The sequence below is a fragment of the Nocardiopsis oceani genome, assembly GCF_054777395.1.
The window spans coordinates 42244-65524 of the sequence record NZ_BAAHAR010000015.1; the positions used below are offsets into that span (position 1 = coordinate 42244).

17 protein-coding genes are annotated in these 23281 nt (G+C 70.8%); 7 read left to right on the plus strand and 10 right to left on the minus strand.

From position 1 onward, the window contains the following. Positions 1-159 precede the first annotated feature (159 nt). The 3 genes from treY to treZ all read left to right on the plus strand — a co-directional run bounded on the left by treY (position 160) and on the right by treZ (position 5348). Complete coding sequence (gene treY / locus ACYVDG_RS10705) at positions 160-2538, plus strand: malto-oligosyltrehalose synthase (protein WP_460749009.1); 2379 nt, start codon at positions 160-162, stop codon at positions 2536-2538. Positions 2539-2605: 67 nt separating this feature from the next. Next, on the plus strand, positions 2606-3496 hold the full coding sequence (locus ACYVDG_RS10710) for a putative RNA methyltransferase (protein WP_460749012.1): 891 nt from the start codon (positions 2606-2608) through the stop codon (positions 3494-3496). Between the two features lie 61 nt (positions 3497-3557). Beyond that, complete coding sequence (treZ, locus tag ACYVDG_RS10715) at positions 3558-5348, plus strand: malto-oligosyltrehalose trehalohydrolase (protein WP_460749014.1); 1791 nt, start codon at positions 3558-3560, stop codon at positions 5346-5348. Between the two features lie 43 nt (positions 5349-5391). Here treZ and ACYVDG_RS10720 read toward each other — a convergent pair whose 3' ends face one another. Beyond that, complete coding sequence (locus ACYVDG_RS10720) at positions 5392-5913, minus strand: hypothetical protein (RefSeq protein WP_460749016.1); 522 nt, start codon at positions 5911-5913, stop codon at positions 5392-5394. A 134-nt stretch (positions 5914-6047) separates the two neighbouring features. Next, positions 6048-7022, minus strand: a complete 975-nt coding sequence (erm, locus tag ACYVDG_RS10725; protein WP_460749018.1) for an ErmE/ErmH/ErmO/ErmR family 23S rRNA (adenine(2058)-N(6))-methyltransferase — start codon at positions 7020-7022, stop codon at positions 6048-6050. A 468-nt stretch (positions 7023-7490) separates the two neighbouring features. On the opposite strand from erm, the gene ACYVDG_RS10730 reads away from it, so the two are divergent. Then, positions 7491-8192: a class I SAM-dependent DNA methyltransferase gene (locus ACYVDG_RS10730; RefSeq protein ID WP_460749020.1), complete on the plus strand. Its 702-nt coding sequence runs from the start codon at positions 7491-7493 to the stop codon at positions 8190-8192. 34 nt (positions 8193-8226) lie between these two features. Here ACYVDG_RS10730 and ACYVDG_RS10735 read toward each other — a convergent pair whose 3' ends face one another. Together ACYVDG_RS10735 and ACYVDG_RS10740 are read right to left on the minus strand one after the other, a co-directional pair. Beyond that, positions 8227-9066 (minus strand): aminoglycoside phosphotransferase/kinase family protein, encoded by an 840-nt coding sequence (locus ACYVDG_RS10735; RefSeq protein ID WP_460749023.1) that lies wholly within the window; start codon positions 9064-9066, stop codon positions 8227-8229. Between the two features lie 58 nt (positions 9067-9124). Then, positions 9125-10483 carry an MFS transporter gene (locus ACYVDG_RS10740; protein ID WP_460749026.1) on the minus strand — a complete coding sequence of 453 codons (1359 nt, stop codon included), beginning with the start codon at positions 10481-10483 and terminating at the stop codon, positions 9125-9127. An 84-nt stretch (positions 10484-10567) separates the two neighbouring features. Between ACYVDG_RS10740 and ACYVDG_RS10745 the strand changes: the two genes are divergently transcribed. Further along, positions 10568-11128 (plus strand): helix-turn-helix domain-containing protein, encoded by a 561-nt coding sequence (locus ACYVDG_RS10745; protein ID WP_460749028.1) that lies wholly within the window; start codon positions 10568-10570, stop codon positions 11126-11128. Between the two features lie 228 nt (positions 11129-11356). Here the strand turns inward: ACYVDG_RS10745 and ACYVDG_RS10750 are convergent, their stop codons facing one another. Both ACYVDG_RS10750 and ACYVDG_RS10755 read right to left on the minus strand, forming a co-directional pair. Continuing rightward, positions 11357-13696, minus strand: coding sequence for a DUF6351 family protein (locus ACYVDG_RS10750; RefSeq protein WP_460749030.1), 2340 nt, complete (start codon positions 13694-13696; stop codon positions 11357-11359). A 214-nt stretch (positions 13697-13910) separates the two neighbouring features. Further along, positions 13911-14480 (minus strand): pyridoxamine 5'-phosphate oxidase family protein, encoded by a 570-nt coding sequence (locus ACYVDG_RS10755; RefSeq protein ID WP_460749032.1) that lies wholly within the window; start codon positions 14478-14480, stop codon positions 13911-13913. Positions 14481-14823: 343 nt separating this feature from the next. Between ACYVDG_RS10755 and ACYVDG_RS10760 the strand changes: the two genes are divergently transcribed. Then, positions 14824-15480, plus strand: a complete 657-nt coding sequence (locus tag ACYVDG_RS10760; RefSeq protein WP_460749034.1) for a response regulator — start codon at positions 14824-14826, stop codon at positions 15478-15480. 133 nt (positions 15481-15613) lie between these two features. On the opposite strand, the gene ACYVDG_RS10765 is transcribed toward ACYVDG_RS10760, so the two are convergent. From ACYVDG_RS10765 to ACYVDG_RS10775, 3 genes are all read right to left on the minus strand, one after another. Next, entirely contained in the window at positions 15614-17392 is a 1779-nt protein-coding gene (locus tag ACYVDG_RS10765) for a sensor histidine kinase (protein WP_460749036.1), read from the minus strand. Positions 17393-18047: 655 nt separating this feature from the next. Further along, positions 18048-19394: an FG-GAP repeat domain-containing protein gene (locus ACYVDG_RS10770; protein ID WP_460749039.1), complete on the minus strand. Its 1347-nt coding sequence runs from the start codon at positions 19392-19394 to the stop codon at positions 18048-18050. Between the two features lie 255 nt (positions 19395-19649). After that, positions 19650-21011, minus strand: coding sequence for an MFS transporter (locus ACYVDG_RS10775; protein ID WP_460749041.1), 1362 nt, complete (start codon positions 21009-21011; stop codon positions 19650-19652). A 260-nt stretch (positions 21012-21271) separates the two neighbouring features. Between ACYVDG_RS10775 and ACYVDG_RS10780 the strand changes: the two genes are divergently transcribed. Further along, positions 21272-22570, plus strand: a complete 1299-nt coding sequence (locus tag ACYVDG_RS10780) for an NAD(P)/FAD-dependent oxidoreductase (protein WP_460749044.1) — start codon at positions 21272-21274, stop codon at positions 22568-22570. On the opposite strand, the gene ACYVDG_RS10785 is transcribed toward ACYVDG_RS10780, so the two are convergent. Further along, a complete protein-coding gene (locus ACYVDG_RS10785; RefSeq protein WP_460749046.1) occupies positions 22521-23207 on the minus strand; it encodes a nucleoside/nucleotide kinase family protein in 687 nt (228 codons plus the stop codon). The genes ACYVDG_RS10780 and ACYVDG_RS10785 overlap by 50 nt on opposite strands. Positions 23208-23281 lie beyond the last annotated feature (74 nt).

A 23281-nucleotide genomic window follows, 5' to 3' on the forward strand; every position in this document is an offset into this window, starting at 1 on the left:
ACGAGTCCGTGGCGGCTCGGGGGACTCCGGGTGGACAGCAGGTGAACGAGGAGTTTTCCACTGGTGAAAGGTGGCAGGGAGGGAGCTTCCGGGCAACCTCCGGGGGAGTGCGTGCGGGCGTGCATGACACGCCGGACCGAAGGGCAGTGATCCTCAGTGATGAGTCCGCACAGTGCGCCCCGGAACGTCCGCGCCACACCGACGTCCACCTACCGACTGCAGCTGAGGCCCGGTTTCACCCTGGCCGACGCGACCGCGCTGCTCGACCACCTGCACCGGCTGGGGGCGGGCGCCGTCTACCTGTCACCCATACTCACCGCCACCCCCGGGTCCGACCACGGCTACGACGTGGTGGATCCCACACGGGTCTCCGAAGCCCTGGGCGGTGAACGGGCGCACCGCGAACTCGCCGACCGGGCCCACGCTCTCGGCATGGGCGTGGTCGTCGACATCGTGCCCAACCACATGTCCGTGGCCCGGCCCGACGCCAATCCGTGGTGGTGGGACGTTCTGGCGCGCGGACGTGACTCGGTGTACGCGCGCTGCTTCGACGTGGACTTCGACTCCGGACCGATCCTGGTGCCCGTCCTCGGGGACCACGGCGACGGCGGCCGCGCCGCCCTGGACCACCTCACCCTCGCCGACGGCCACCTCGTCTACTTCGACCGGCGCTTCCCTCTGGCCGCCGGCACCCACGAACCGGGCGACAGCGCGGAGACCGTGCACGAACGCCAGCACTACCGACTCGTCTCCTGGCGGCGCGGCGACAGCGAACTCAACTACCGGCGCTTCTTCGACGTCGACCACCTCGCCGCCGTCCGGGTGGAGGAACCCGGGGTCTTCGACGCCGTCCACGCCGAGATCCTCCGCTGGGCCGCCGACGGCAGAGCCGACGGGCTCCGGGTGGACCATGTCGACGGACTCAGTGACCCCGGCGGCTACCTGCGCCGCCTGGCCGAACGCTTCGACGGATGGATCGTCGTCGAGAAGATCCTCGCCCCCGGAGAGACCCTGCCCCGCTCCTGGCCGGTGGCCGGCACCACCGGGTACGACGCCCTCCGCCAGATCTGCGGCGTGTTCGTCGACCCCGACGCGGAACCCGTGCTCACCGCACTGGCCGCCGAACACGGGGTGGCCACCGACGTCGCCGCGATCGACCACCAAGCCCGCGCCCACGCCGCCACCGACCTCCTGCGCGCCGAGGTACGCCGCATCGCCGCCTTGGTCCCGGACCCCGTCGGCGAGGGGGACCGGCGCTCCGCGACCCGCCGGGAAGAGGCCGTCGCCGAACTCCTCACGTCTTTCGACGTCTACCGCTCCTACCTGCCCGAAGCCGAACCCGCCTGGGCCCGTGCCGTACACGCGGCCGCCGCGCGCCGCCCCGACCTCGAACCCGCTCTGAAGACCCTCGACCGCGCCGTCCGCGAGGACCCCCACGGCGAGCTCGCCCACCGCGTCCAACAGACCAGCGGCATGGTCGTGGCCATGGGCACCGAGAACACGGCGTTCTACCGGGGTACCCGCTTCGCCGCCCTGAACGAGGTCGGCGGCGACCCCGCGCGGTTCGGCGTGGATGTGACCGCCTTCCACGAAGCCCATCTTCGCCGGGAAGCCGCCGAACCCCACGCTATGACCACGCTGACCACGCACGACACCAAACGTTCCGAGGACGTGCGGGCCCGCTTGGCCGCCCTCTCCGAGATCCCCGTGGACTTCGCCGAGGCCGTGCGCCGCTGGACCCGGCAGGCGCCCCTTCCCGAGCCCTCCCTCGACCTCCTCGGGTGGCAGACCCTGGTCGGTGCCTGGCCCGTCAGCGACGAACGGCTCGTCGAGTACCTCCTCAAGGCGGCCCGCGAAGCCCGCCTCGGAACCTCCTGGACCGCCCAGGACACCGACTTCGAAGACCGGATCCGCGCCTGGCCCGCCCAGATCCAAGGAGAACTGCGCGCCGACGTCGAAGCCCTGGTCGAGACGGTGCGCGCGGCGGGGTGGAGCAACTCCCTAGGGCAGAAGGCCGTCCAGCTCCTCAGCCCAGGGGTGCCCGACATCTACCAGGGCACGGAGCTCTGGGACCTGTCCCTGGTCGACCCGGACAACCGCAGGCCCGTCGACCACCGGAGGCGCACCGAACTCCTCTCCCGCCTCGAAACCGGCTGGAAACCGGCGGTCGACGACACCGGGGCGGCCAAACTCCACCTGGTCCGCACCTGCCTGCGCATCCGGGGCGAACTACGGCCGGACGGCTACCTGCCGCTGGCCGCCGAGGGCCCGTCCGCCGAGCACGCCCTGGCCTTCGCGCGCACCACCCGAGGCTCCCGCCAACCGGCCCTGGCGGTGGTCGCGACCCGGCTGCCGCTGACCCTGTCCGACGCCGGAGGCTGGGGCGACACAGTCCTCCCGCTGCCCTACGGCCCGGGGGAGTGGACCGACCACCTCACCGGCCGGACGCTCGCGCCGGAACGCATGGACGGCCTCACCACCGCCCGCCTCTCCGAGGTTCTGGACACCTATCCGGTGGCGGTCCTGGTGCGCCGGTAGGCGGGGTGCGGCAGTAGGCAGCGCCGCGACGGTGGGCACTGGTGCGCCGGTAGGCTGACCGGTGACCATGACGAACTCCCACACCGGCGCCCGCCCCGGCCCCGCGCTGCGCATGCCCGCCCCCGTCGCGGCCGCCCTGACCTGCCCCGTCTGCGGCCAGCCCCTGGAACGGGACTCCCGGGGGTTGCTCTGCGCCTCCGGCCACAGCTTCAACGTCGCCCGTGAGGGCTACGCGGGGCTCCTCACCGGAGCGACCCCGCCCGGAACCGGTGACAGCAAGGACATGGTCGCCGCCCGTCTGCGATTCCAGGAGAAGGGCCACTACGACCCCATCGGCCAGGCACTGGCCGCACAGCTCTCGAAAGAGCCAGCTGCCTCCCAAAGGGTGGTCGTCGACGTCGGCGGTGGTACGGGGCACTACCTCACCCAGGTCCTGGAGAGCCTCCCCGAAACCGTCGGCCTGACCACCGACGTCTCCAAGTTCGCCGCCCGGAAAGCAGCCAGGTCCCACCCGCGCGGCGGCGCCGTCACCTGCGACTCCTGGCGCACCCTGCCCCTCGCCGACGGCACTGCCGACGCTCTGCTCAACGTGTTCGCGCCACGCAACGCCGCCGAGTTCCACCGCGTACTCAAGGTCAACGGCGTGCTCCTGGTGGTCACACCCGCTGCCGACCACCTCGCCGAACCGCGCACCGGGCTCGGGCTGCTGGAGGTCGACCCCCGCAAGGAGGAGCGGCTCGCCGACAGCCTGGGAGACCACTTCACCCGCGAAGGCACCCAAGAGCTGCGCTTCACCATGGAGCTGTCGCACGACGACGTGCACACCGTCGTGGGCATGGGCCCCAGCGCCCGCCACATCACCCCGGAGGACCTGGCAGCCCGGGTGTCGAAACTCCCGGAGCCCTTCACCACCACTGCGTCGGTCCGTGTGGGCGTCTACCGGCCGACGCTGATCTAGAGCGGGCCCGGCCACCCTGCCCCGCGCGTGACGATCGCCCCCGGTGGGTAGGCAGTCCTGCGTGAACGAACTGCCCACGGAACCGACTCTGGCCGCCTCACCCGGGCGGGGGGTTCTCGGCGACTTCTCTGTCTGGGCTCCCCACGCCCGATGGGTTCGCGTACGGGTCGACGGCGTCGACCACCCCATGCAGGCCGACACCGGCGCCGACGGCTGGTGGCACGCGCTGGTGGACGGGGCCGGACCCGGTTCGGACTACGCCTACCTCTTGGACGACGACGATCGGCCCCTGCCCGACCCGCGCTCCCTCCGGCAGCCGGACGGGGTCCACGCGCCCAGCCGTGTCTACGACCACGACGCGCACATGTGGGCCGATGGCGACTGGACGGGCCGCCCCCTCGCTGGGGCCGTGATCTACGAGCTCCACGTCGGCACCTTCACCTCCGAAGGCACGCTCACCGCCGCCGTCGACCGCATCGGCCACCTGGTCGACCTCGGTGTCACCCACGTCGAGCTGATGCCCCTCAACGCCTTCGACGGCACCCACGGCTGGGGCTACGACGGTGTCCTGTGGTCCGCCGCCCACGAACCCTATGGCGGGCCCGATGCGCTCAAGGGGTTCGTTGACGCCTGCCACCGCCGTGGGCTGGCCGTCCTCCTGGACGTGGTGTACAACCACCTCGGCCCGTCCGGCGCCTACCTGCCGCGCTTCGGCCCCTACTTCTCCGGTGAGAACGCCTGGGGGCCGTCCCTCAACCTGGACGGGCCCGACTCCGACCCCGTCCGCGACCTGGTCGTCGAGGGTGCCCTGGACTGGTTGCGCCACTTCCACCTGGACGGGCTGCGCCTGGACGCCGTGCACGCCCTGCACGACGAGCGCGCGGTCCCGATCCTCGCCGAACTCTCCGCGGAGGTCGACGCCCTGGCCACCGGACTCGGCCGCCCCCTCGCCCTGATCGCCGAGTCCGACCGCAACGATCCGCGCACCGTCCTGCCCCGAGAGGCGGGCGGTCTGGGCATGACCGCGCAGTGGTCCGACGATCTCCACCACGCCCTGCACGTGGCCCTGACCGGTGAGACCCACGGCTACTACGCGGACTTCGAAGGGCCGGAGGTGCTCCCCGACGTGCTGCGGCGCGTCTTCCGGCACGACGGGAACCGGTCCAGCTTCCGGGGTAGGCGGCACGGCGCCCCCGTCGACACCGCACGTATCCCGGGCAGCCGCTTCCTCGTCTATCTCAGCACCCACGACCAGATCGGCAACCGGGCCCGGGGCGACCGCATGGGCGAATACGTCTCACCGGGTCTGCTCACCTGCGGTGCCGCGCTTGTCCTCTGCTCTCCGTACACACCCATGATCTTCATGGGTGAGGAGTGGGGTGCCACCACACCTTGGCCGTTCTTCGCCTCCTTCTCCGACCCGGCCCTGGTCGACGGGGTGCGCCGCGGCCGTCGGCGCGAGTTCGAGGGGCTGGGCTGGGCGGAGGAGGACATCCCCGATCCCATGGATCCGGCCACCCGCGACGGCGCGGTCCTGGACTGGTCGGAGGCGGAGCACGAACCCCGCCAGCTGGTCCTGGACACCTACCGGTCCCTGATCGCCCTGCGCCGGTCCGAACCGGAGCTCTCCGATCCGCGGCTGGACCGCTTCGCGGTGACCGCCAGCAGCGACGGGCGGTTGATCGTGCTCTCCCGCGGCTCCCTGCGCCTGGTCTGCAATCTGGGCGCCGAGGAGGTCGAGGTCAAACTGGACGCCGCCCCTCGGGAGCTGCTGCTCGCCAACGGTTACCCCCGGGTCGACGGCATCGCGGTGGTGGTGCCGGGCGAGTTCTTCGCTGTGCTGCGGGTCTGAGCCGTCGGAGAGCACGGCCCGACGGCCATGCCTCGGGCCGGCTTCAGCCCACGGGGCCGCTGAAGTCGGCCTCGTCCTCGCCGTTGACCATGGACACCGTCATGGTGTCGGGTGCGTCCGGCGCGTCGCAGTACAGCTCCATGCTGTGCGTGCCGGCCTCGGCCTCGGTGACCGGGTCGTCGGAGTCGGCCGGGTGCGTCGCCCCGTCCTCGTAGGAGCACTGCGTGTCCAGGTTGGCCAGCCCGAAGACCCTCTCCAGCTGGGGCACCTCGATGGTCAGGGTGAAGACCGCCTGACCCGCGGCATCGAGGGTGGCGTCGTCCACCGTGTAGACGACGTCCTCCTCAACCCCGTCCTGGAACTCGTGCTCGTAGGCGCCCACCGGGTGCGCGAAGGCAGCGCCCTCACCGAAGGCGTACTCGTGACCGTCCCCGTTCCCTTCGGGCTCGGCCGGTTCTCCGTCCTCTGCTTCGGGCGCGGGCTCGTCCGTCGTGTCCTCGGGCGGGCCGATCGTTTCGGATGCCGTGTCGGTGGCCGTCTCGTCGACGGCCGGGGGGTCCTCCATGGACATCTCCTGTGCCGAGGAACCACACCCGGCCGCCGCGAGAGCGATCGGTAGTGCTAGTGCGTATGGGATGATTCGTCGCATAACCCCACGTTAAGTGAGGTTTGGCGGCTTTCTTGGGTCTCGCCGGGGCCTTATCCGGCCAGCACTCGAAGTACACCCACCCACTGCTCGGGCGTCACCACACCCACCGGAGCGCTCGGGGCGATCCCCGCCTTCCGCAGGGCCGCGGCCACCTTCCGGGCCGGGTACTCCCGCCGCAGCGACGCCGCGAGCGAACCACCCACCCCGGTGAAACCGATCTCGACCATGCGCCGGTACTCACCCATCTGCTCCTGAGGCACCAGGGGCTCGGCCCGACGGGTCAGTACCAGCAGCCCGGCGTCCACCCGGGGCGCGGGGCGGAAGCGGTCCCGGCCGATCCGCCCGGCCAGCCGCCACGACCACTGGGGCCAGGTGAGCACGGTCAACCGGCTCCACCGGCCGTAGGCACCGGTGCGTTTGCGCGCGTACTCCAGCTGGGTGACGAGCGTGGCGGAGGTGAGGCCGGGGGCCTTCAGGCACCACCGGACGATGTCGGCGGTCCGCGAGTACGGGATGTTGCCGACGACCGCGAACGGTTCCCGGGGCGCGCGTGACCGGGTGAAGTCACCGCGCACCACCCGAACACCCCGGGCGGGGTCCCGGTAGCGGTCGGAGAGCCGCGCGGCCAGCTGCGGGTCGAGTTCGTGGGCGATCACGTCGCGGGCGGCGGGGGAGAGGAAACGGGTGATGGCGCCGTCCCCGGAACCCACTTCCACCACCAGGTCCTGGGGGCCCACCCCGGCCACCCGCACCACCCAGCGGGCGGTGACGGGGTCGGTGAGGAAGTTCTGGGAGAGGCGACGCCGATTGCCGGACCGCCGGTTCTCCCCGCGTCTGTTGTCCGCACGTCGGGACTTCCCGCGGGGTTCACCGCCACGCTGATGGTTGGCGTGTGGCTTGTCGGCGCGTGGGCTGCGGGCGTGCGGGTGCCTGTTGTCGCGGGGGCTGGTGCCCTGTTTCTCGGCGTGGGGGTTCGCGTTGTGCCGGGGGCCGGTACCGCGGTTCTCGCGTGGGTTGCGTGCCACGAGTGGTCCGTTCTGCCGCCCCGAGCGGGGCGGCGGACGTGGACGGGCAGCACGAGGGGGCGCGGCACCGCGAGGGTGCGCGCCACAGAGGAAGGTCCGTGGTTGCCCGTCCGGAAGGAAGAGGACGTCGGCGGAACCTGGACCGATACGCGTGAACGAGGGGAGCCCCTAACACCGCCGACGTCGTACCCGGAGGTACGGGAACGGCGGTGCGCTCTGAGGGGTCCGGCTACCGGTCCAGCTGCGCGGACCGGAGGCGTGCGAAGGTTTCAGCGGTCACGGGCCAGGCGAACCGGCCCTGGATGATCGCGTGGAAAGCTGCCATGGCGCTCACGGTAGAGGGGCGGTACTCCTCCGGGCAACGGGTTTTCCGGGCGCCCCGTGAGCGCCGCGGACCCGCTGCACACTCACCCCCGCGCCACGAAAACCGGTCGCGTGGCCCGGCCTGACCACGCGATACTCGCGTCCATGCCTGACTTCTCCGAGTTCGACACCCGCCACTACCGGACCGTCGACGTGGCCACCGGCTACGACGGCTGGTCCAGCACCTACGAGGACTCGGTCCTGGACGCCATGGACCTCGACCTGCTCAACGGACTCACCGCACCGGACTGGTCCGAGGCCCGCCGCGTCGCCGACCTGGGGTGCGGCACCGGGCGCACCGGGGCCTGGCTCCGGGACCAGGGGACGGCGCACGTGGACGGCGTGGACCTCAGCGCCGGGATGCTCGCCCTCGCCGAGAAACGCGGCGCCCACGACACTCTCGCCCAAGGCGACGTCCGCGCGACCGGTCTGCCCGGCAACACCTACGACCTGGTCATCGCTTCGCTCATCGACGAGCACCTGCCCGACCTCGCGCCCTTCTACGCGGAGGCCTGGCGGCTCACCAAACCGGGCGGACGCTGCGTGCTGGTCGCCTACCACCCGCAGTTCATCATGGCCTCCGGCATGCCCACCCACTTCACCGATGCGGCGGGAGAGGAGATCGCGATCACCACCCACGTGCACCTGCTCGGTGACCACGTGCGCGCCGCCCTCGGCAGCGGGTGGCGGTTGGCGGAGCTGAACGAGGCGGTCGTGGACGACGGCTGGGTGGCGGCCAAACCCAAGTGGGAACGCTTCCGCGGCTACCCGATCTCGGCCGCGTTCGTGTGGAACAAACCCGCCTGACCGCACCCGCGCCCGTTTCCCGCCCGTATCCCGATCAGGGCGCGGTGAGCATCCGTGTCCACAAGCCCTGGTGCCGCTGGATGTAGTCGGCGGCCGCACCCCAGTGGTCGGCGTGCCCCTCGGAGTGCAGGCGGGCCCAGGGTTGCCGGCCGGTCCGCGCCCCTTCTTCCAGGAGTTCGAACATGGCGCCCACCCGCCGCAGGGCGGCCCCGGGGAGTTCGAGGCGCTGGTCGGCGTCACAGCCGTAGCCGTCGGCCAGTGCCCGCAGCCTTTCGCCCGCGGTCTCGGGGCCGCCGCTCTCATGCAGCGGTACGAACCCGTGCGCGGCGTAGCCCAGGTCCCCCATCCGGGTGCCCGGTGCGGCGCCGTCCCAGTCGATGAAGGTCCACAGCTCCGGCAGGCGCGTCCCGCTGGTGTCGAAGGCCTCCTGGCTGCCCTGGGGGTCGCGGACCAGGTTCCACGGGGCGAGGTCGTAGTGGCAGATGACCTCGGGTTCCTCGGGCGGGAACACCGATTCCCACACCGCGCCCTCTTGGGTCCGGTATCCGGCGGTGAGGTCGTGCAGTCGCCGGATCATCGAACCCAGCCTGCGCAGTTCGGCGGCGGTCATCGGCGGCATCCGGTCGGCCATGGTGCCGGGTGCGTAGGCCAGCCGCTGATGGCCCGAGGGGCGCTCGCCGTAGGAGACGGGGGAACCCGAGAAACCGCACAGGTGGAGGTAGCGCAGTAGGGACGTCACGGCGGGGGAGGAACGGTTCCAGGGCTTGCGCACGGTCCGGCCGATCCGCAGGACCTGGGCGGAGACGTTTCCGCCCTCCAGGACTTCCACGTCGTCTTCGGATGGGGCTGCGGGGGAAGTGTCGAAGTGTGCCACGCTCCCATGCTCACCCGGGTCGGCCGGGGCGTCCACCGGGTTTCCGGGCCGCCGTGGTTCACGCCTGCTCCCGAGGCCCGGTCTCCCCTTGCCCGCTCTCTCCTGGCCCGGTCTCCCCGTGCCCCTCTGCGCGCTCCTCTTCCGCCAACTCCAATCCGACCTGCTCCGCGGTGTCGATGGCCGCGTCGTCGATCCGCAGCATGGGGGCCACCAGGGTGACTACCAGCAGGGCCATACAGAGGAACATCGCCTGGAGGCCGATGAACTCGGCGAGCAGACCACCGGCCGCGGCGCCCAGCGGCCGGGTCCCCCACGCCATCAGCCGGTAGACGCTGTTGACCCTCCCCAACAGCGCGCCCGGGGCCATGCGCTGCCGCAGGGACACGGTGATCACGTTCCACATGGTGATCCCGAGGCCACCGAGGACGAAGCCCAGTCCCACCAGCCAGACATCGGTGGTCAGCCCGGGAACCGTCAGAACCACGCAGAACAGGACGATGCTCAGCCACAACGACCGGGTACGGCCGAACGTCCGCTCGAACCACGCGGTGGCGAACGCCCCGACCACGCTGCCCGCGGCGACCATCGCGAACAGGAGGCCGAAGGCCGCTTCGGTGAGACCCATGGGGGAGCCGGGCCCCACGACGAAGAGCGCCACCACCCCGAAGAGCGCGGAGAAGGCGAAGTTGGAAACGCCGACCATGAGGGCGAAGGTGCGCAGGAGCCGGTGCTGCCACAGGAACCGCACCCCCTCGGCGATGTCGGCACGCATGCTGGTCGGCGGTCCGGTGCGGGCCACCTTGTAGCGGCCGCGCACCAGTAACAGCGCGCCCACGGCCGCGAACCACAGGGCCGCCGGGGTCACGAAGGCCAGGCCCACACTCACCGCCACCATGGCGCTGCCCAGGGTCGGGCCGACGAACTCCTGGCTGCTCAGCTCCACCGCGAACAGGCGCCCGTTCGCCCGGGAGAGGTGGTCGCGGGGCACCAGTTGCGGCAGGATCGACTGCGCCGCGGTGTCGTAGACGGTCTCGGTCATACCGATGAGAAAGGCCACCGCGTAGATGAGCCAGATCGACCCGAAGTCGAAGGCGACGGACAGGGTCAGGAGCGCAGCCAGGCTGCCGCGCATCACGTTGGCGCCGAGCATGGCCAATCGTCGGTCCATCCGGTCGGCAAGTGCCCCGGCGGGAAGGGCGAAGAAGAGCCACGGCAGGCTCAGGGCCACCAGGATCCCCGAGATGAGGGCGGGGGAATCGGTGAAGCGCAGCGCCACCAAGGGCAGCGCGACCTTCAGGACGCCGTCGGCGAGATTGGAGCCCCCGGAGGCGGTCAACAGGGACCAGAAGGGTGCCCCCAGACCGCTGGTGCCCCGGTCTGCCCCGGGCTGGGGTGGGGGCTCCTCGTCGTTGGCCATGGGTTGAGATTGCCAGAGCGATCGACAAAACTCAATCGATTCAGAAAGGTCAATGGATCGGTGCAGATCGGTTACGCTGCACGCATGGCAGAACCGGACCCTGACCCGCCCCAGCCCCCGAGCCCGGCGCCCCGCCGCAGGCGTCCGGCCACGGCAATGGAGGCCAAGGCCCTGAGCCACCAGCTGCGCCTGCGCATCCTGCGCCTGTGCCTGGCCCGGGAGCTCACCAACAAGGAACTGGCCGACCGGCTCGACACCACCCCGGGCACGGTGCTCTACCATGTCCGCCATTTGGTCGGCGCTGGACTGCTCGTCGCCGCCCCGGTGCGCACCGGCACCGGCGGTGCCCTGGAGAAGCCCTACCGCGCCACCGGTGAGAGCTGGTGGCTGGACGGCCCCCTGCAGGACATGACGGGGGAGGAGCGCATCGCACCGGTCACTGCCTTCCAAGAGGAACTCGCCGAAGCGGGTGCCGACTCGGTGCGCACCTACGCCCGGTTCGTCCTGCACCTGAACGACGAGGAACTCGACGAGCTCGATCAGCGTCTTCTCGCGGTCATCGACGAGTACATGGCCACTGACGACCAGCGCCTCGACCGGCCTGCCTACGGCGGCGCCATCATCCTGCACCGAACGGGCGAGTAACCGACGGCAGGATTAGGGCATGTTCGGCGGACACTTACCCTGCTGCGCGTCGCCCCAGCGGCACTGTCACTGCGTTCTCATCAGTCGACAGCCAAACCCGGGCGGGCCCCCGCTGTGCGATGCTGCCGAGCTTGCGAGGTAGTGCACAGTAGGGGAACTCCTTCTTCGGCCTTGTGCCAGCACCACTGGATGCTCCGCTCGCGACGGGCAGCATCCACCGAACACGCCCTAGAACGACTGCCACGGGCCCTTCGGCGGACCCTGCCCCAGCCCCGGCTCCGACCAGTCGCACACCCCGTCGGCGAACACCTCCTCAGCGAGCACGGCCTGCTCCTCGTCGAACTCCGCCGGGTGCTCCCGCGCGTCGAACGGGGTCAGGCGGCACTTGACGATGTCGGAGGCCAACGGGCCGCCCGCAGCGGTCCTGGGGGAACCGTGCGTGGGGAATTCGTCGGCGCACCGGTCGCCCTGCCCTCCCGGCAGCGGGAGCTGTTCCGCTGCCACCCGTTCGTCGCCGATCCAGCAGGAGTCCGTCAGCCACTCCGGACGGCTCCGCTCCAGGTAGTCGGCCGGGTCGGCACCGGGGTAGGTGCGGGAGAGCTCGTCGGCCGCGGTCACCCAGGCGTCGAGTTCGGTCAGGGCCCGGCCGGCCACCGGCTGGTCGGCGGAGAACACCCCGCCGTAGTGGTCTTCCACCAGCATCACCTGGTTGTCAGCGGACCCGTTGGCGGCCAGCAGCCGCTCGCGCGTGGAGAACGAGTGATAGCGCATGTGGATGTCGCCGCCCTCCGCGTCGTCCTGGTAGGGGCGGTGGTCCACGATCGGGATGTCGGCGAGGCCGCCGCCCCCGTGCAGCAGGCGCCCGCTGTCGTAGGCCGCGCGAATGGCCGCCTGATCGCCCACCGTGCGTTCGGGCACCACGCCGCCGTCCTGGTCGAAACCGCCCACGTGCTCGTTCAGGTGCAGGAACTCGTCCACGTCGATGTCCCCTTCCACCAGGGACGACAGTCCGTACTGGATCCCCACGTTGTCCAGCGGCCGACGCACTAGACCGGTCTCCGGGTGGGTCCCGTAGACGTTCGCGGCGTGCGAGTACATGTCGCAGCGGGCCCCGTCGGGGTTGTCTTCGGGGTGGTAGCGCTCGGCGGCGGGCAGCTCGTCGGGACACTCGCCTTGGGGATCGATCCGGGACGCGGCCCCCGCCATGGCCCCGATACCCTCCCAGGACCCGAAGCCGGACACGGCGCGCTGCTGCTCCCGGGTCAGGCTCCCGGGGTGCTCTTCGGCGTAGGACTGCAGGAGCAGGGCGTCGGTGACGGCGGGCGCGGTCGCGAACCCGACGTCGGGGTAGCTCTGCGAGACCACCATCCCGTCGAGCAGCCCCGGATAGTTGTCGCCGATCTGGTGCCCCTGGTACGCGCCGCCGGAGTTGCCCCAGCCCAGCGTGTGCTCGGGCACCCCGTAGGTGAGCGCGAACCGCTCCTTGACCGCGCTCATGGTCTCGGCGGCCAGGAGGTCGTCGCAGTTGTTGCCGAACACGTTCAACGAGGCGGAGGCCACCGCATACCCCTCGGAGAGCATGCCGTGGTCCACGACCCCGGCGGTGTCGCTCCCCTGGATGTACCAGCCGCCCGGGCACCCGCCACCGAACTTGTACACGAGGCGGTGGTTCCAGCCCTCGGACGGGGTCCACGGATCCGGTGCGTCCTCGCGCGGGTCGTGCAGGACGGCCGTCTCGTACACGGAGCGGTTGGCGGTACCCGTCTCCACCCGCACCGTGTACGGGACCTCGTCGCCGGCGGCGGTGGTCGTGTACGCGACGTCGGCGGGCAGCCGGTCGCCCTCGGGCAGCGGAGCGAACTCCCCGTCGGTGGTGCGGTACACGTACCCCACCACGGTCTCCACCGAGCAGTCGTCGTCCAACGGGGCACCCAGGTGCCCGCCCCAAGCCAGTTCGAAGTCCTCGGTCCCGCACACGAACGGGTCCTGGTGCGGGCCGGCGAGGACCGGGCCTGTGATCGGGTGGTTGGTGACCGCCGTGCGGGCTTCTTCCGGGGCCTCGACCCCCTCGGCCGAGGCCGCCAGGGTGGTCTGCCCCTCGGGCAGGTCCGGGACCAGGCCCTCCAAGGCGTGACCGACGCCGGGCAGGTGGACGGGGCGCAATTGGTCGGTGACGTCCGTGCCGTCCGCCGCCAACCGGACCCGGTGGGTTTCGACAGTGCGCGGCACCTCCACCCGCACCAGGACGGTTCCGCCCATGACCGTGCCCGGGCGTGCGGAGAGCACACGGACCCGCAGTTCGTCGGGAAGCTCATCGGTGACGGGCAGTACCGGCGCGGCCGAAGGGGGCAGGGACAGCGCCGTGGCCTGGTCGAGCAGGGGGGTTCCGGAGACGGTGAAGAGGACGGCGGTCGCGGAGGCGCCGAACCCCAGGGACACACGGCCCCACAGGCGGTTCACCAGGTACTCCCGGAATCCCCGGAGTGCCGAGAACTCCCGGAGCACGCGGGCGCGCCCGCACTTGTCGTGGACTTGGGACTTTGGTGGCAGTTGTGACCGCTGTCGCACGGGGCGATGGTCTCCGCGCGACCAGAGCAGGAGCTGGGGACACACCGGCTATGAGACGGGCTTTGCACTCCCATGCCGCCACCGATACCCCGTTTGGGGGACGAAAACACCAAAGGCCCGGTGACCACATCTGTCCAGTGCGGTCACCGGGCCGACAGGTTCAAGGACGGAGCCGGGCTGTCCTGCGAAGGGTTGTGAGCTGCCGGAGAACACCTCAGGGACGGCGGACCTCGCGTCCGGTCACCCGGCCCGGGGTGATCTTCAGGACCTGGTCGCGCTCGCCCTCCGCCCAGGGCTGGGGGAGGCGCCCCTGCGGGATCCGCTCCAGCTCACCGGCGTCCCGGATCCACCGGCTGCGGCCGGAGGCCAGCACGCTCCAGCCCTCACGGCGCTCCTCGTCGAAGTGGTCCACCTGGAAGGCCGCGTACCCGCGCCCGTACCGCATGATGGTCCCCGCCAACGTGGACCGGAACACGATGGTGTCGTTGACCAGGACGTAGTTGACCGGGAGTACGGTCGGAGCTGCGTCCCCGTCGATAGTGAAGGCCACCCGCCCGATGTCTCGCGTGGCCATCAGGTTGAGGCAGGTCTGGCGCTCCAGGACGGTGAAACTGGCCTCCTCGTTGTCGGCCAGGTCGGCCCCGACCAGCAACTGGTCGTCCTCCCCGAGGCGTTCGGTTCCCGCGAACTCGTCGGACGCCGTCCGCTGCTCCGGAGGCGGGGTCGGACCCGCAACCGAACCCCGCCCCTGCGCGGACGCGTCAGCACCGCTTGTTCCAGCCATCACAAGTCCCCCGAAGATTGGCGCCTTCAGTTCCTGACCCCACCATCCTTGCTGCTCGCGGCGCCGAAGGCAGGGGTCGCGAGCCCCCCGAAGGACGGCAAAGGTCCTCGTCGGCGCACTACCCGTCGGGACACTCGCCTCAAACGAAAAGGGACGTTCGACTCACCTGGTGGCGGTCGTCGCTGTCTAGGCTGGAGAGGTGAGGCCCGAGCCCCCGACCAGCGCCTGGACTGCCGGAACGGATCCGACCGAAGGCGCCCCGGGTAAGGGGCGACGGGCGAACCCCACAAACCAAGGCGGCCGTGCCGCCTCAGGTCACCAGCGCTGAGGAGGTGTGCACCTGATGGGCGGCGACAGTTCGATCCGGGTGTTCCTGGTGGACGACCACGAGATCGTCCGGCGAGGGGTCGGATCACTCCTCGACGACGAGGACGGCATCACGGTGGTCGGCGAGGCCGGAACCGCCGCGCAGGCCCTGGCCAGGGTCCCCGCGCTCGAACCCGACGTGGTCGTGCTCGACGTGCGGCTCCCCGACGGCGACGGCGTCACCGTGTGCCGGGACATCCGTTCGATGCTCCCGGAGACCCGCATGCTCATGCTCACGTCCTACTCCGATGACGAGGCGCTCTACGGCGCGGTCATGGCGGGGGCGTCCGGTTACATCCTCAAGCAGATCCACGGCACCGACCTGGTCGGCGCCGTACGCACGGTCGCCCAGGGCCGGTCCCTGCTCGACCCCGAGTCCACGGCTCGCATGCTCAAGCGGCTCCGTGAGGAGGCCGGGCGCAAGGACCCGCTGAGCGAGCTCACCGAACAGGAGCGGCGCGTCCTGGAACTCATCGGCGAGGGTCTGACCAACCGGGAGATCGGCGCCCGGATGTACCTGGCAGAGAAGACCGTGAAGAACTACGTGTCCCGCGTGCTCGCCAAGCTCGGCATGGCCCGCCGCACCCAGGCGGCCGCCTACGCGGTGCGCCTCTCCATGGACCAGACCGCCTGAGCACCCCGCCGGGCCCGGGCCGCCGGGTCGGCGGAAGTCGCGTGTCAGCAAGCGCACCAACGGGCCGCCCTTGAGGGAGCGGCCCGTTCTGGTGCGGTGGGGTGTCTCGGGTGCACCGCACCCGGTCCCGGGGTCAGCCCGCGGGACCCTCGTCCTCGTCCGGGTGCCGGACCGGGGCCGACCACTCGACCACGGTGCCCTCTCCGGGCCCCGTCGCCACCGCCATCGTCCCGCCCAGCTCCTCGGCACGCGAGGTGAGGTTGCGCAGGCCGCTGCGGGCCGCACCCTCCGGGATGCCCCGGCCGTTGTCGGAGACCCGCAGCACCACCTCGTCACCACCCACCGACAGCTCGACGTCCGCGGTGGTGGCCCCGGCGTGGCGGGCGGTGTTGGACAGGAGCTCGCGCAACACCGCGACCAGGTGCTCGCCCGTCCGCTCGTCCACCGCGTTGTCGATCGGCCCCTGGGTGAGCAGGCGCGGCGCGAAACCCAACGTCTCGGCGGTGGCGTTGACCAGCTCCAGGACCTGGGAGCGCAGCCACGAGGTGTCGTCGTCGGCGGAGCTCTGCAGGGCGAAGATCGTGGACCGGATCTGCCGGATGGTGTCGTCCAGGTCGTCGACGGCGCTCTGTACGCGCTTGGCCGAGGTCGAGTCGTCGATCCGCCGCACGGTGCCCATCAGCGTGATGGCGGTGGCGTACAGCCGCTGGATGACCGTGTCATGCAGGTCCCGGGCGATGCGGTCCCGGTCCTCGAGCACGCTCAGCCGCTCGGAGTCCAACCGGGTCTCGGCCAGCTCCAAGGCGACCGCCGCCTGGTTCGCGAACGAGGACAGCATGCTCAACCAGCTGTTCTGGAAGAGCTCCCGGTCCTGGTTGCGGCCGAGCACCAGGACACCCCTGGCTCCGTCGGGCGGACCGAAGGGCAGCACCAGTGCCGGGCCGATCCCCATCCGGGTGAGGAAACCCGCCCCCTCGTGTTCGGTGGCCGAGACGTCGGTGCGCACCGGGGTCCCGCTCAGGTAGACCCCGCCGAGCAGGGTGTCGGCGGCCCGGGTCAGCGTGGCACCCCGGGCACCCGCGGCCAGGGTCCGGCACTGGTCCTCGGGGCCGTCCCACACCCGCACGGTGAGCGTCTCGGGCTCCTCACCGGGCATGGCGATCACGGCGACGTCGGCGTGCGCCATCGTCCGGGCCCGCCGCGCGACCAGTCGCAGAACCTCCTCCGGGGCCGCGCCGGACAGCAGCCGTGTGGTGATCTGCCCCGAGGCGTCCAACCAGGTCTCGCGGCTCTGCGTCTGCGCGAACAGCTGCGCGTTCTCGATCGCGGTACCGGCAGCCGTGGCCAGCGCCCGCAACAGGAGCTCGTCGTCTCCGGTGAACTCCGCGCCGTCGGTCTTGTCGGTCATGTACAGGTTGCCGAAGACCTGGTCGCGGATGCGGATGGGCACCCCGAGGAAGGTGTGCATCGGCGGGTGGCCCTCGGGGAAGCCGCGCGACTCGGGATGGTCGCGCACGTCCCGGAGCCGGAGGGGTTCGGGCTCCTTGATGAGGAGCCCGAGGATCCCCTCGCCCTTGGGCCAGTGGTCGATACACGCGATCTCGTGCGGCTCCAGGCCCACGGGGATGAACCGGCTCATGTTCCCGTCGGGGCCGATCACCCCCAGAGCGCCGTAGCGTGCGTTGACCAGCCGGGTGGCGGTCTCGGTGATACGCATGAGGAGCGGTTCGAGTTCGAGCCCCTCCCCGATGGAGACGACCGCCTCCAAGAGCGTCCGGATGCGCTCCTGAGTCTGGGAGATCTCCGTCATGCGGTGCCGGACTTCGTCGAGTAGGTCGTCCAGACCCACCCGGGGGAGTGACAGCCGGTCCTGCCCGTCGAGGTCGTGTGGATCGCCGTCTGGCTCGCTCATAGGGGACTCATTTCCGGCAGCGCGGTCTCAGGGCTACAACCGAGTCTAGGGCCGTGTTTTCCGGGTTCGTAGCCGCCTGCTGTATCTCCCCCGTGCCCCATGCCACCGTTGCTGATCAGGTGCTTCTCCCAACTAGAACAGTGTTCCGCGCAAGAGTCGAAAGGCCCCTTTCTGTAGGGACCTATAACCCGTAAAAACATAGGAAACGCACGCAGAAAGCACCAGCAGTTCGTCCCGGCGCTTTCTGGAAAGGAAGGGCTCATCCCGCGCCACCCGAGCAGTTCCGCCCCGGTCAGATCGAGTCAACAGAGCCGGGGCATCTCCACGGTCGGATGGTTGACACCCAGCTTGAGTGCTGCTTCGTACACGTGTCTGCTCCGGGAGGGGGAGACGTCGAGGGCTGCCCTCAAGCTTAGGCCGGGGAGGGCCGGTTCGGCTGTTTTCCACAGCTCGAGCCGGCCCGAGTTCGCGGCCGCCTGTTCCAGCGGGGCTAGGGCATGTTCAGCGGACACATACCCTGCTGCGCGTCGCCCCAGCGGCACTGTCACTGCGTTCTCATCAGTCGACAGCCAAACCCGGGCTGACTCCTTCTTCGGCCTTGTGCCAGCACCACTGGATACGCCGCTCGCGACGGGCAGCATCCACCGAACACGCCCTAGAGCCCTTCGGTGGTGAACTCCAGCGGCTCCGGGTCGAGGCCTTCGGGCCCGCCCCGGTACAGCAGGTAGCCGTCGCTCGGGCTGGGGCTCGCCGGGTGGGCGGTGCTCAGCAACAGGTCGGCGTATCCGTCGCCGTCGTAGTCTGCCAGCGCGTGGTGGCGGTAGGAGCCCAGGTCGGAGGTGTCCGGCACCGGCAGTGCGGCGGCACCCTCGCCGGTCAGGCCGTCGGGGCCGCCGAGCAGGACCGTCACGGTCTCGTAGGCGTAGCCCGGACCGGTCATGATCACGGCGTCGTCGTGGCCGTCGCCGGTCACGTCGCCGACCAGGAATCCGTTGCCGAACCCGTCACCGTCCTCGGACTCGCCGGGAACGCCCTCGCTGTCCAGGGTGAGGCGGACCGGCTCCGCGTCCAGGAATCCGTCGGCGCCCCCGTAGGTGTCGACGTAGCCCGGGTGCAGTTCGTCGTCGTGGCCGGGCTCGTTGTTGGGGATACCGCTCACCCCGATGAGCAGGTCGGTACTGCCGTCGGCGTTGAAGTCTCCGGTCGCGTACGCGTGTGCGGGGGCGGTGTCGCCCAGGACCTCCTGCGCGGGACCCTCGGGGCCCGAGCGCAGCACCAGGTGGCTGCCGGGTGACTCGTCCGAACCGCGGACCAGCAGCAGGTCCTCCGCCGCGTCCCCGTCGGCGTCGAAGACCTCCAGGCTGGCGTCCTGGGCGTCGTCGGGCAGCGGCAGGTCCCGGGTTTCGGCGGGGGAGCCGTCCCGGTCGAAGGGTCCGCGGTGGTAGGCGGTCTCGTACTCGTCGACCGGGGTTCCCTGGAGGCGGTCGAGCACGGCCACGTCGGTGTGGCCGTCGCCGTCGAGGTCGCCGACGGCCAGGGAGACCGCGTTCATGCCGGTCGGATCGTCCATGTCCAGCCAGGGGAGCGGTACGGCCTCTCCGGTGGGGCCGTCCGGGCCTCCCCACACGACGAAGCCGCTGCCGGCGTCGACGAGCAGGTCGGTGTACCCGTCGCCGTCGAGGTCACCGGTGTCCAGGACCGTGAGCGGTTCGCCGTTGTCGGGCAGGCCCAGGTCGGAGCGGGTCAGGGTGACCCCGTTGTCGGGGTCGAGACCGTTCTCACCGCCGAACAGCACCCCCACGTACGGCTCGCCGTCGTCCGAGCCGCCTTGGTTCCCGTCGATCGGCAGGTCGGGGAAGCCGTCGCCGTCGACGTCGTCGGGCACGTCCGCGCCGCCGTCCGTGGTCTCGGCGGCGGTCAGGTCGGCGGTGGGTGCGCTGCATCCGGCTGTCGCGAGCAGGGCCGCGGCCAGCAGGGGTGTGAGGGTGATCCGGTGCTTCATGGGTGTCTTCCGCCGCAGTTGTGCATCTGTTGTGCGTACGACGCCGCGGCGGTAAAGGGCGTTTACCCCCTCGAATATGTGGGTGAAGGTTTCCTTCGGTGCCGGGAACCGGTAAGGGCTCGTGCCGACCGCACCGCACCGGATCCGCGCCCCGCCACGCACAGGCAAAGGGCGGGCCGGTCGGCTCGCGCCGTCCGGCCCGCCCTGGGGAGGTGGGGGTTCGGGGGAGGTGGGGGTTTCTGACGGGTCAGCGGGTCAGTTGGTCACCTTGGCGGAGATGTCGTCCAGGTCGTCGTGCCGGGTCTCCCGGCTGACCAGGAGCGCGCCCAGGGTGATCAGGCCGACCAGGACCAGGTAGCCGCCGACCCACCCCAGACCGAAGGTACCCGCGAGCCAGGTCGCGATGTAGGGCGCGAACGAGGCGCCCAGCAGGCTGGCCAGGTTGTAGGCGGCCGAGGCGCCGGTGTAGCGCACCTTGGTCGGGAACAGCTCCGGCAGCACCGCGGCCATCGGGCCGAAGGTCAGACCCATGAGGGACAGGCCGATGATGAGGAAGGCCATCACGCCGACGGTCCCGCCGCTGCCCATGAGAGGGCCCATGGCGAAGCCGAACACGATGATCGCCACGGTGACCGTGATCAGGGTGGGTCGGCGGCCGAACCGGTCCGCGAGCAGCCCGGAGACCGGGGTGAACAGGCCGAAGAACAGGACGCCGATCAGTAGGAAGACCAGGAACTCGGTGCGTTCGTACCCCAGCCCGTTCTCCGGGTCGGTGCCGAAGCCCAAGGAGAAGACGGTCATCAAGTAGAAGAGCACGTAGGTGGCGACCATGATCAGGGTGCCGATGAGCACGGCGGGCCAGTTGCTGCGGAACACCTCGACGATGGGTGTCTTGACGCGCTCGCCGGAGGCCACGACCTTGGCGAAGGCGGGGGTCTCGTGCAGGGTCAGGCGCACCCACAGGCCGACGATGATCAGCACGGTCGAGAGCAGGAACGGGATCCGCCAGCCGTACGCCAGGAAGGCTTCATCACTCATCGCCTGGCTCAGGACCAGGAAGACACCGTTGGCGAGGAAGAAACCGATCGGCGCGCCCAGCTGCGGGAACGTTCCGTAGAAGCCGCGCTTGCCGGGAGGAGCGTTCTCGGTGGCCAGCAGGGCCGCGCCGCCCCATTCGCCACCCAGGCCCAGCCCCTGGCCGAACCGGCAGATCGCCAGCAGCAGAGGGGCGGCCACGCCGATCTGGGCGTAGGTCGGCAGCAGGCCGATCGCGATAGTGGCGATGCCCATGGTCAGCAGGGACGCCACCAGGGTGGCCTTGCGGCCGATCCGGTCGCCGAAGTGCCCGAACACCCACGAGCCGATCGGTCGGGCCACGAAGGCGATGGCGAAGGTCGCCAGCGACTGCAGCCGGGCCGCCATCATGTCGCCCTCGGGGAAGAACAGGTACGGAAAGACCAGGACGGCGGCGGTCGCATAGATGTAGAAGTCGTAGAACTCGATGGACGTGCCCACGAGGCTCGCTGTGAGGACCTTCCGTTTCGGGTTGGTCGGTGGGTCCGCCGTCTCGGTCTGTGGCCGTTGCGGCGACGGGGTGTCTTCGGCGACGTCCGTCATGCGACTTCTTTCCAGGTCAGTGCGGGTGGGTGGCAGGATGCTAGCCGCCCTAGACAACATATGAAACATTTGTCTTAGTATGTGGACTCATGGGTCGTTCGTGGTTGACTCATATCTTCTGGGTGGATTCCGAGATCCCCTGCCGCCTCGGGCTTCGCGGCTCCAGCGTGATGTGCGGCACGGGCCCGGTGTCACGTTTCCGGACCCCGGGCCCGTCATGTGGATCGAACGCACTCGTACCGCCTGACGGAGGAAGACCCATGGCACACGAACTCCTCGTCCTCGGCGCCGGCTACGCGGGGCTCGCCGCGGCAGGTCGGGCCGCGCACCAAGCCCGCCGCGACCGGATCGATCTCCACGTGACCCTGGTCAACGCCACCCCCGACTTCGTCGAACGGGTCCGCCTGCACCAGGTCGCCGCTGGCCAGGACGTCGCGGTCCACCCGCTGCCCCGCGCTCTCGACGGCACCGGAATCGACCTGGTCGTCGGCTGGGCCGAGCACATCGACACCGAACGGCGCACGGTCAGGGTGCGCACCGAAGGGGAGGAACGGGAGCTCGACTACGACACACTCGTGTACGCGATCGGCAGCGACGCCGCCCGGAACGGTGCCCCCGGCGCCGCCGAACACGCTCTCACCTCCGCCTCTCTGCCGGACGCGCGCGCCCTGGCCGGACGCGCCCGAGACGCGGGGACCCGCACGCTCGCGGTCGTCGGCGGCGGTCTCACCGGCCTGGAGGTGGCCACCGAGTTCGCGGAGAGCCATCCCGGCCTGCGGATCGAACTCCTCACCCGGGGCCGTGTCGCGGACGGGGCCAGCCCGCGCGGGCGCTCCCACGTCCACCGGGTCCTGCACCGCCTGGGTGTCGGTGTTCGTGAACACGCCTCCGTGGCGGAGGTAGACGCCGAAGGTCTCCGGTTGGCCGACGGTTCCCGCGTCCCGGCCGACCTCGTCGTCTGGAACGCGGGCTTCACGATGGCCGGCTTGGCCGCCGAGGCCGGACTCGCCGTGGACGACGACGGCCGGGCCGTGGTCGACGGAGCCCAGCGCTCGGTTTCCCACCCCGACGTGCTCGTGGTGGGAGACGCGGCGAACGCGCCAGGGGTGGACGGCCAGCCCCTCCGGATGTCGTGCGCCATGGGCCTTCCCATGGGGTGGAGCGCCGCGGACACGGCCGTCGCCCGCGCGGAGGGGAAGGAGCCCCGGACGTCCACGTTCGGCTACCTGTTCCAGTGCGTGAGCCTGGGGCGCGGGGACGGGTACATCCAGTTCGTGCGCGGTGACGACTCCCCGGGCCGCTTCGTCCTCACCGGTCGGCTGGCCGCCCTCTACAAGGAGCTCATCGTGGTCTCCGCTCTTCGCGGCGTCTACAACGGGGCGAAGGGCGGCCAGGGCCAGCCCAACCAGTACCTGGCACTGGGCCGCTGGGCTGCCCGGCGCTTCGTCCGCCGCCACCTCGGCCGTCACCTCGGCCGGGGCGTCGGACGGGGTAGTGCGTCCGGGCCGCTCAGCGCGCCGAGTAGCGGTCCGAGGACCGGCTCCTGGGAACCCCGCTGACCCGCACCACCCGTGTGCAGTTGTCCCGAAACGCCTTCACGAACTCCCCGTTGGGCCGGTCGCTGCGCGCAACCCACTCCTTGGCGGCGCTCACGCTCGCCCCGCCGGCCATCTGGCGCCGCTGCAGGCGGCGTTCACGCACTCGGTCCTCGGCCTCGACATACCACAGCTCCGTGATCAGCCCTCGGAGCCGTGCCCAGGGCTCCTCGTCACTGGCGAGGTAGTTGCCCTCGGTCACGACAAGTCGGGTGTGCGGTTCCACCACGTGCTGGGCGGCGATCGGCTCGTGCAGCCTGCGGTCGTAGTCGGGGACGTAGACCGCGTGGTCCGTCTCGGTGAGCAGCCGCCGCACCATGGCCACGTATCCGTGCGCGTCGAAGGTGTCCGGGGCACCCTTGCGGTTCCGGCGGCCCAGCCGGTTCAGCTGGGCGTTGGACAGGTGGAATCCGTCCATGGGCAGGTACCCGGCGGTACCCGGGCGGCCCGACCGCTGGTCCACCACACGCACCAGGTAGCGCGCCAGGGTGGACTTTCCCGCCGCGGGGGCGCCGGTCAGCCCGAGCACCACACGGGCGGGGCCTTCGGTGGGGGCCTCAGGGACCAGGGCGAGGACATCGGCGACGAGGGAGTCGAGCATGGTTGACAGCCTAGGCCCTGAGCGCCGGGTACCCGGGCTCCGATGCACGTGAGCAGGCCCCGCGGCCGAGGGAC

Coding starts and splice junctions, on each gene's coding strand:
- treY (WP_460749009.1), top strand. CDS start 160: ATGAGTCCGCACAGTGCGCCCCGGAACGTCCGCGCCACACCGACGTCC.
- ACYVDG_RS10710 (WP_460749012.1), top strand. CDS start 2,606: ATGACGAACTCCCACACCGGCGCCCGCCCCGGCCCCGCGCTGCGCATG.
- ACYVDG_RS10720 (WP_460749016.1), bottom strand. CDS start 5,913: ATGGAGGACCCCCCGGCCGTCGACGAGACGGCCACCGACACGGCATCC.
- ACYVDG_RS10730 (WP_460749020.1), top strand. CDS start 7,491: ATGCCTGACTTCTCCGAGTTCGACACCCGCCACTACCGGACCGTCGAC.
- ACYVDG_RS10740 (WP_460749026.1), bottom strand. CDS start 10,483: ATGGCCAACGACGAGGAGCCCCCACCCCAGCCCGGGGCAGACCGGGGC.
- ACYVDG_RS10745 (WP_460749028.1), top strand. CDS start 10,568: ATGGCAGAACCGGACCCTGACCCGCCCCAGCCCCCGAGCCCGGCGCCC.
- ACYVDG_RS10755 (WP_460749032.1), bottom strand. CDS start 14,480: ATGGCTGGAACAAGCGGTGCTGACGCGTCCGCGCAGGGGCGGGGTTCG.
- ACYVDG_RS10760 (WP_460749034.1), top strand. CDS start 14,824: ATGGGCGGCGACAGTTCGATCCGGGTGTTCCTGGTGGACGACCACGAG.
- ACYVDG_RS10765 (WP_460749036.1), bottom strand. CDS start 17,392: ATGAGCGAGCCAGACGGCGATCCACACGACCTCGACGGGCAGGACCGG.
- ACYVDG_RS10770 (WP_460749039.1), bottom strand. CDS start 19,394: ATGAAGCACCGGATCACCCTCACACCCCTGCTGGCCGCGGCCCTGCTC.
- ACYVDG_RS10775 (WP_460749041.1), bottom strand. CDS start 21,011: ATGACGGACGTCGCCGAAGACACCCCGTCGCCGCAACGGCCACAGACC.
- ACYVDG_RS10780 (WP_460749044.1), top strand. CDS start 21,272: ATGGCACACGAACTCCTCGTCCTCGGCGCCGGCTACGCGGGGCTCGCC.
- ACYVDG_RS10785 (WP_460749046.1), bottom strand. CDS start 23,207: ATGCTCGACTCCCTCGTCGCCGATGTCCTCGCCCTGGTCCCTGAGGCC.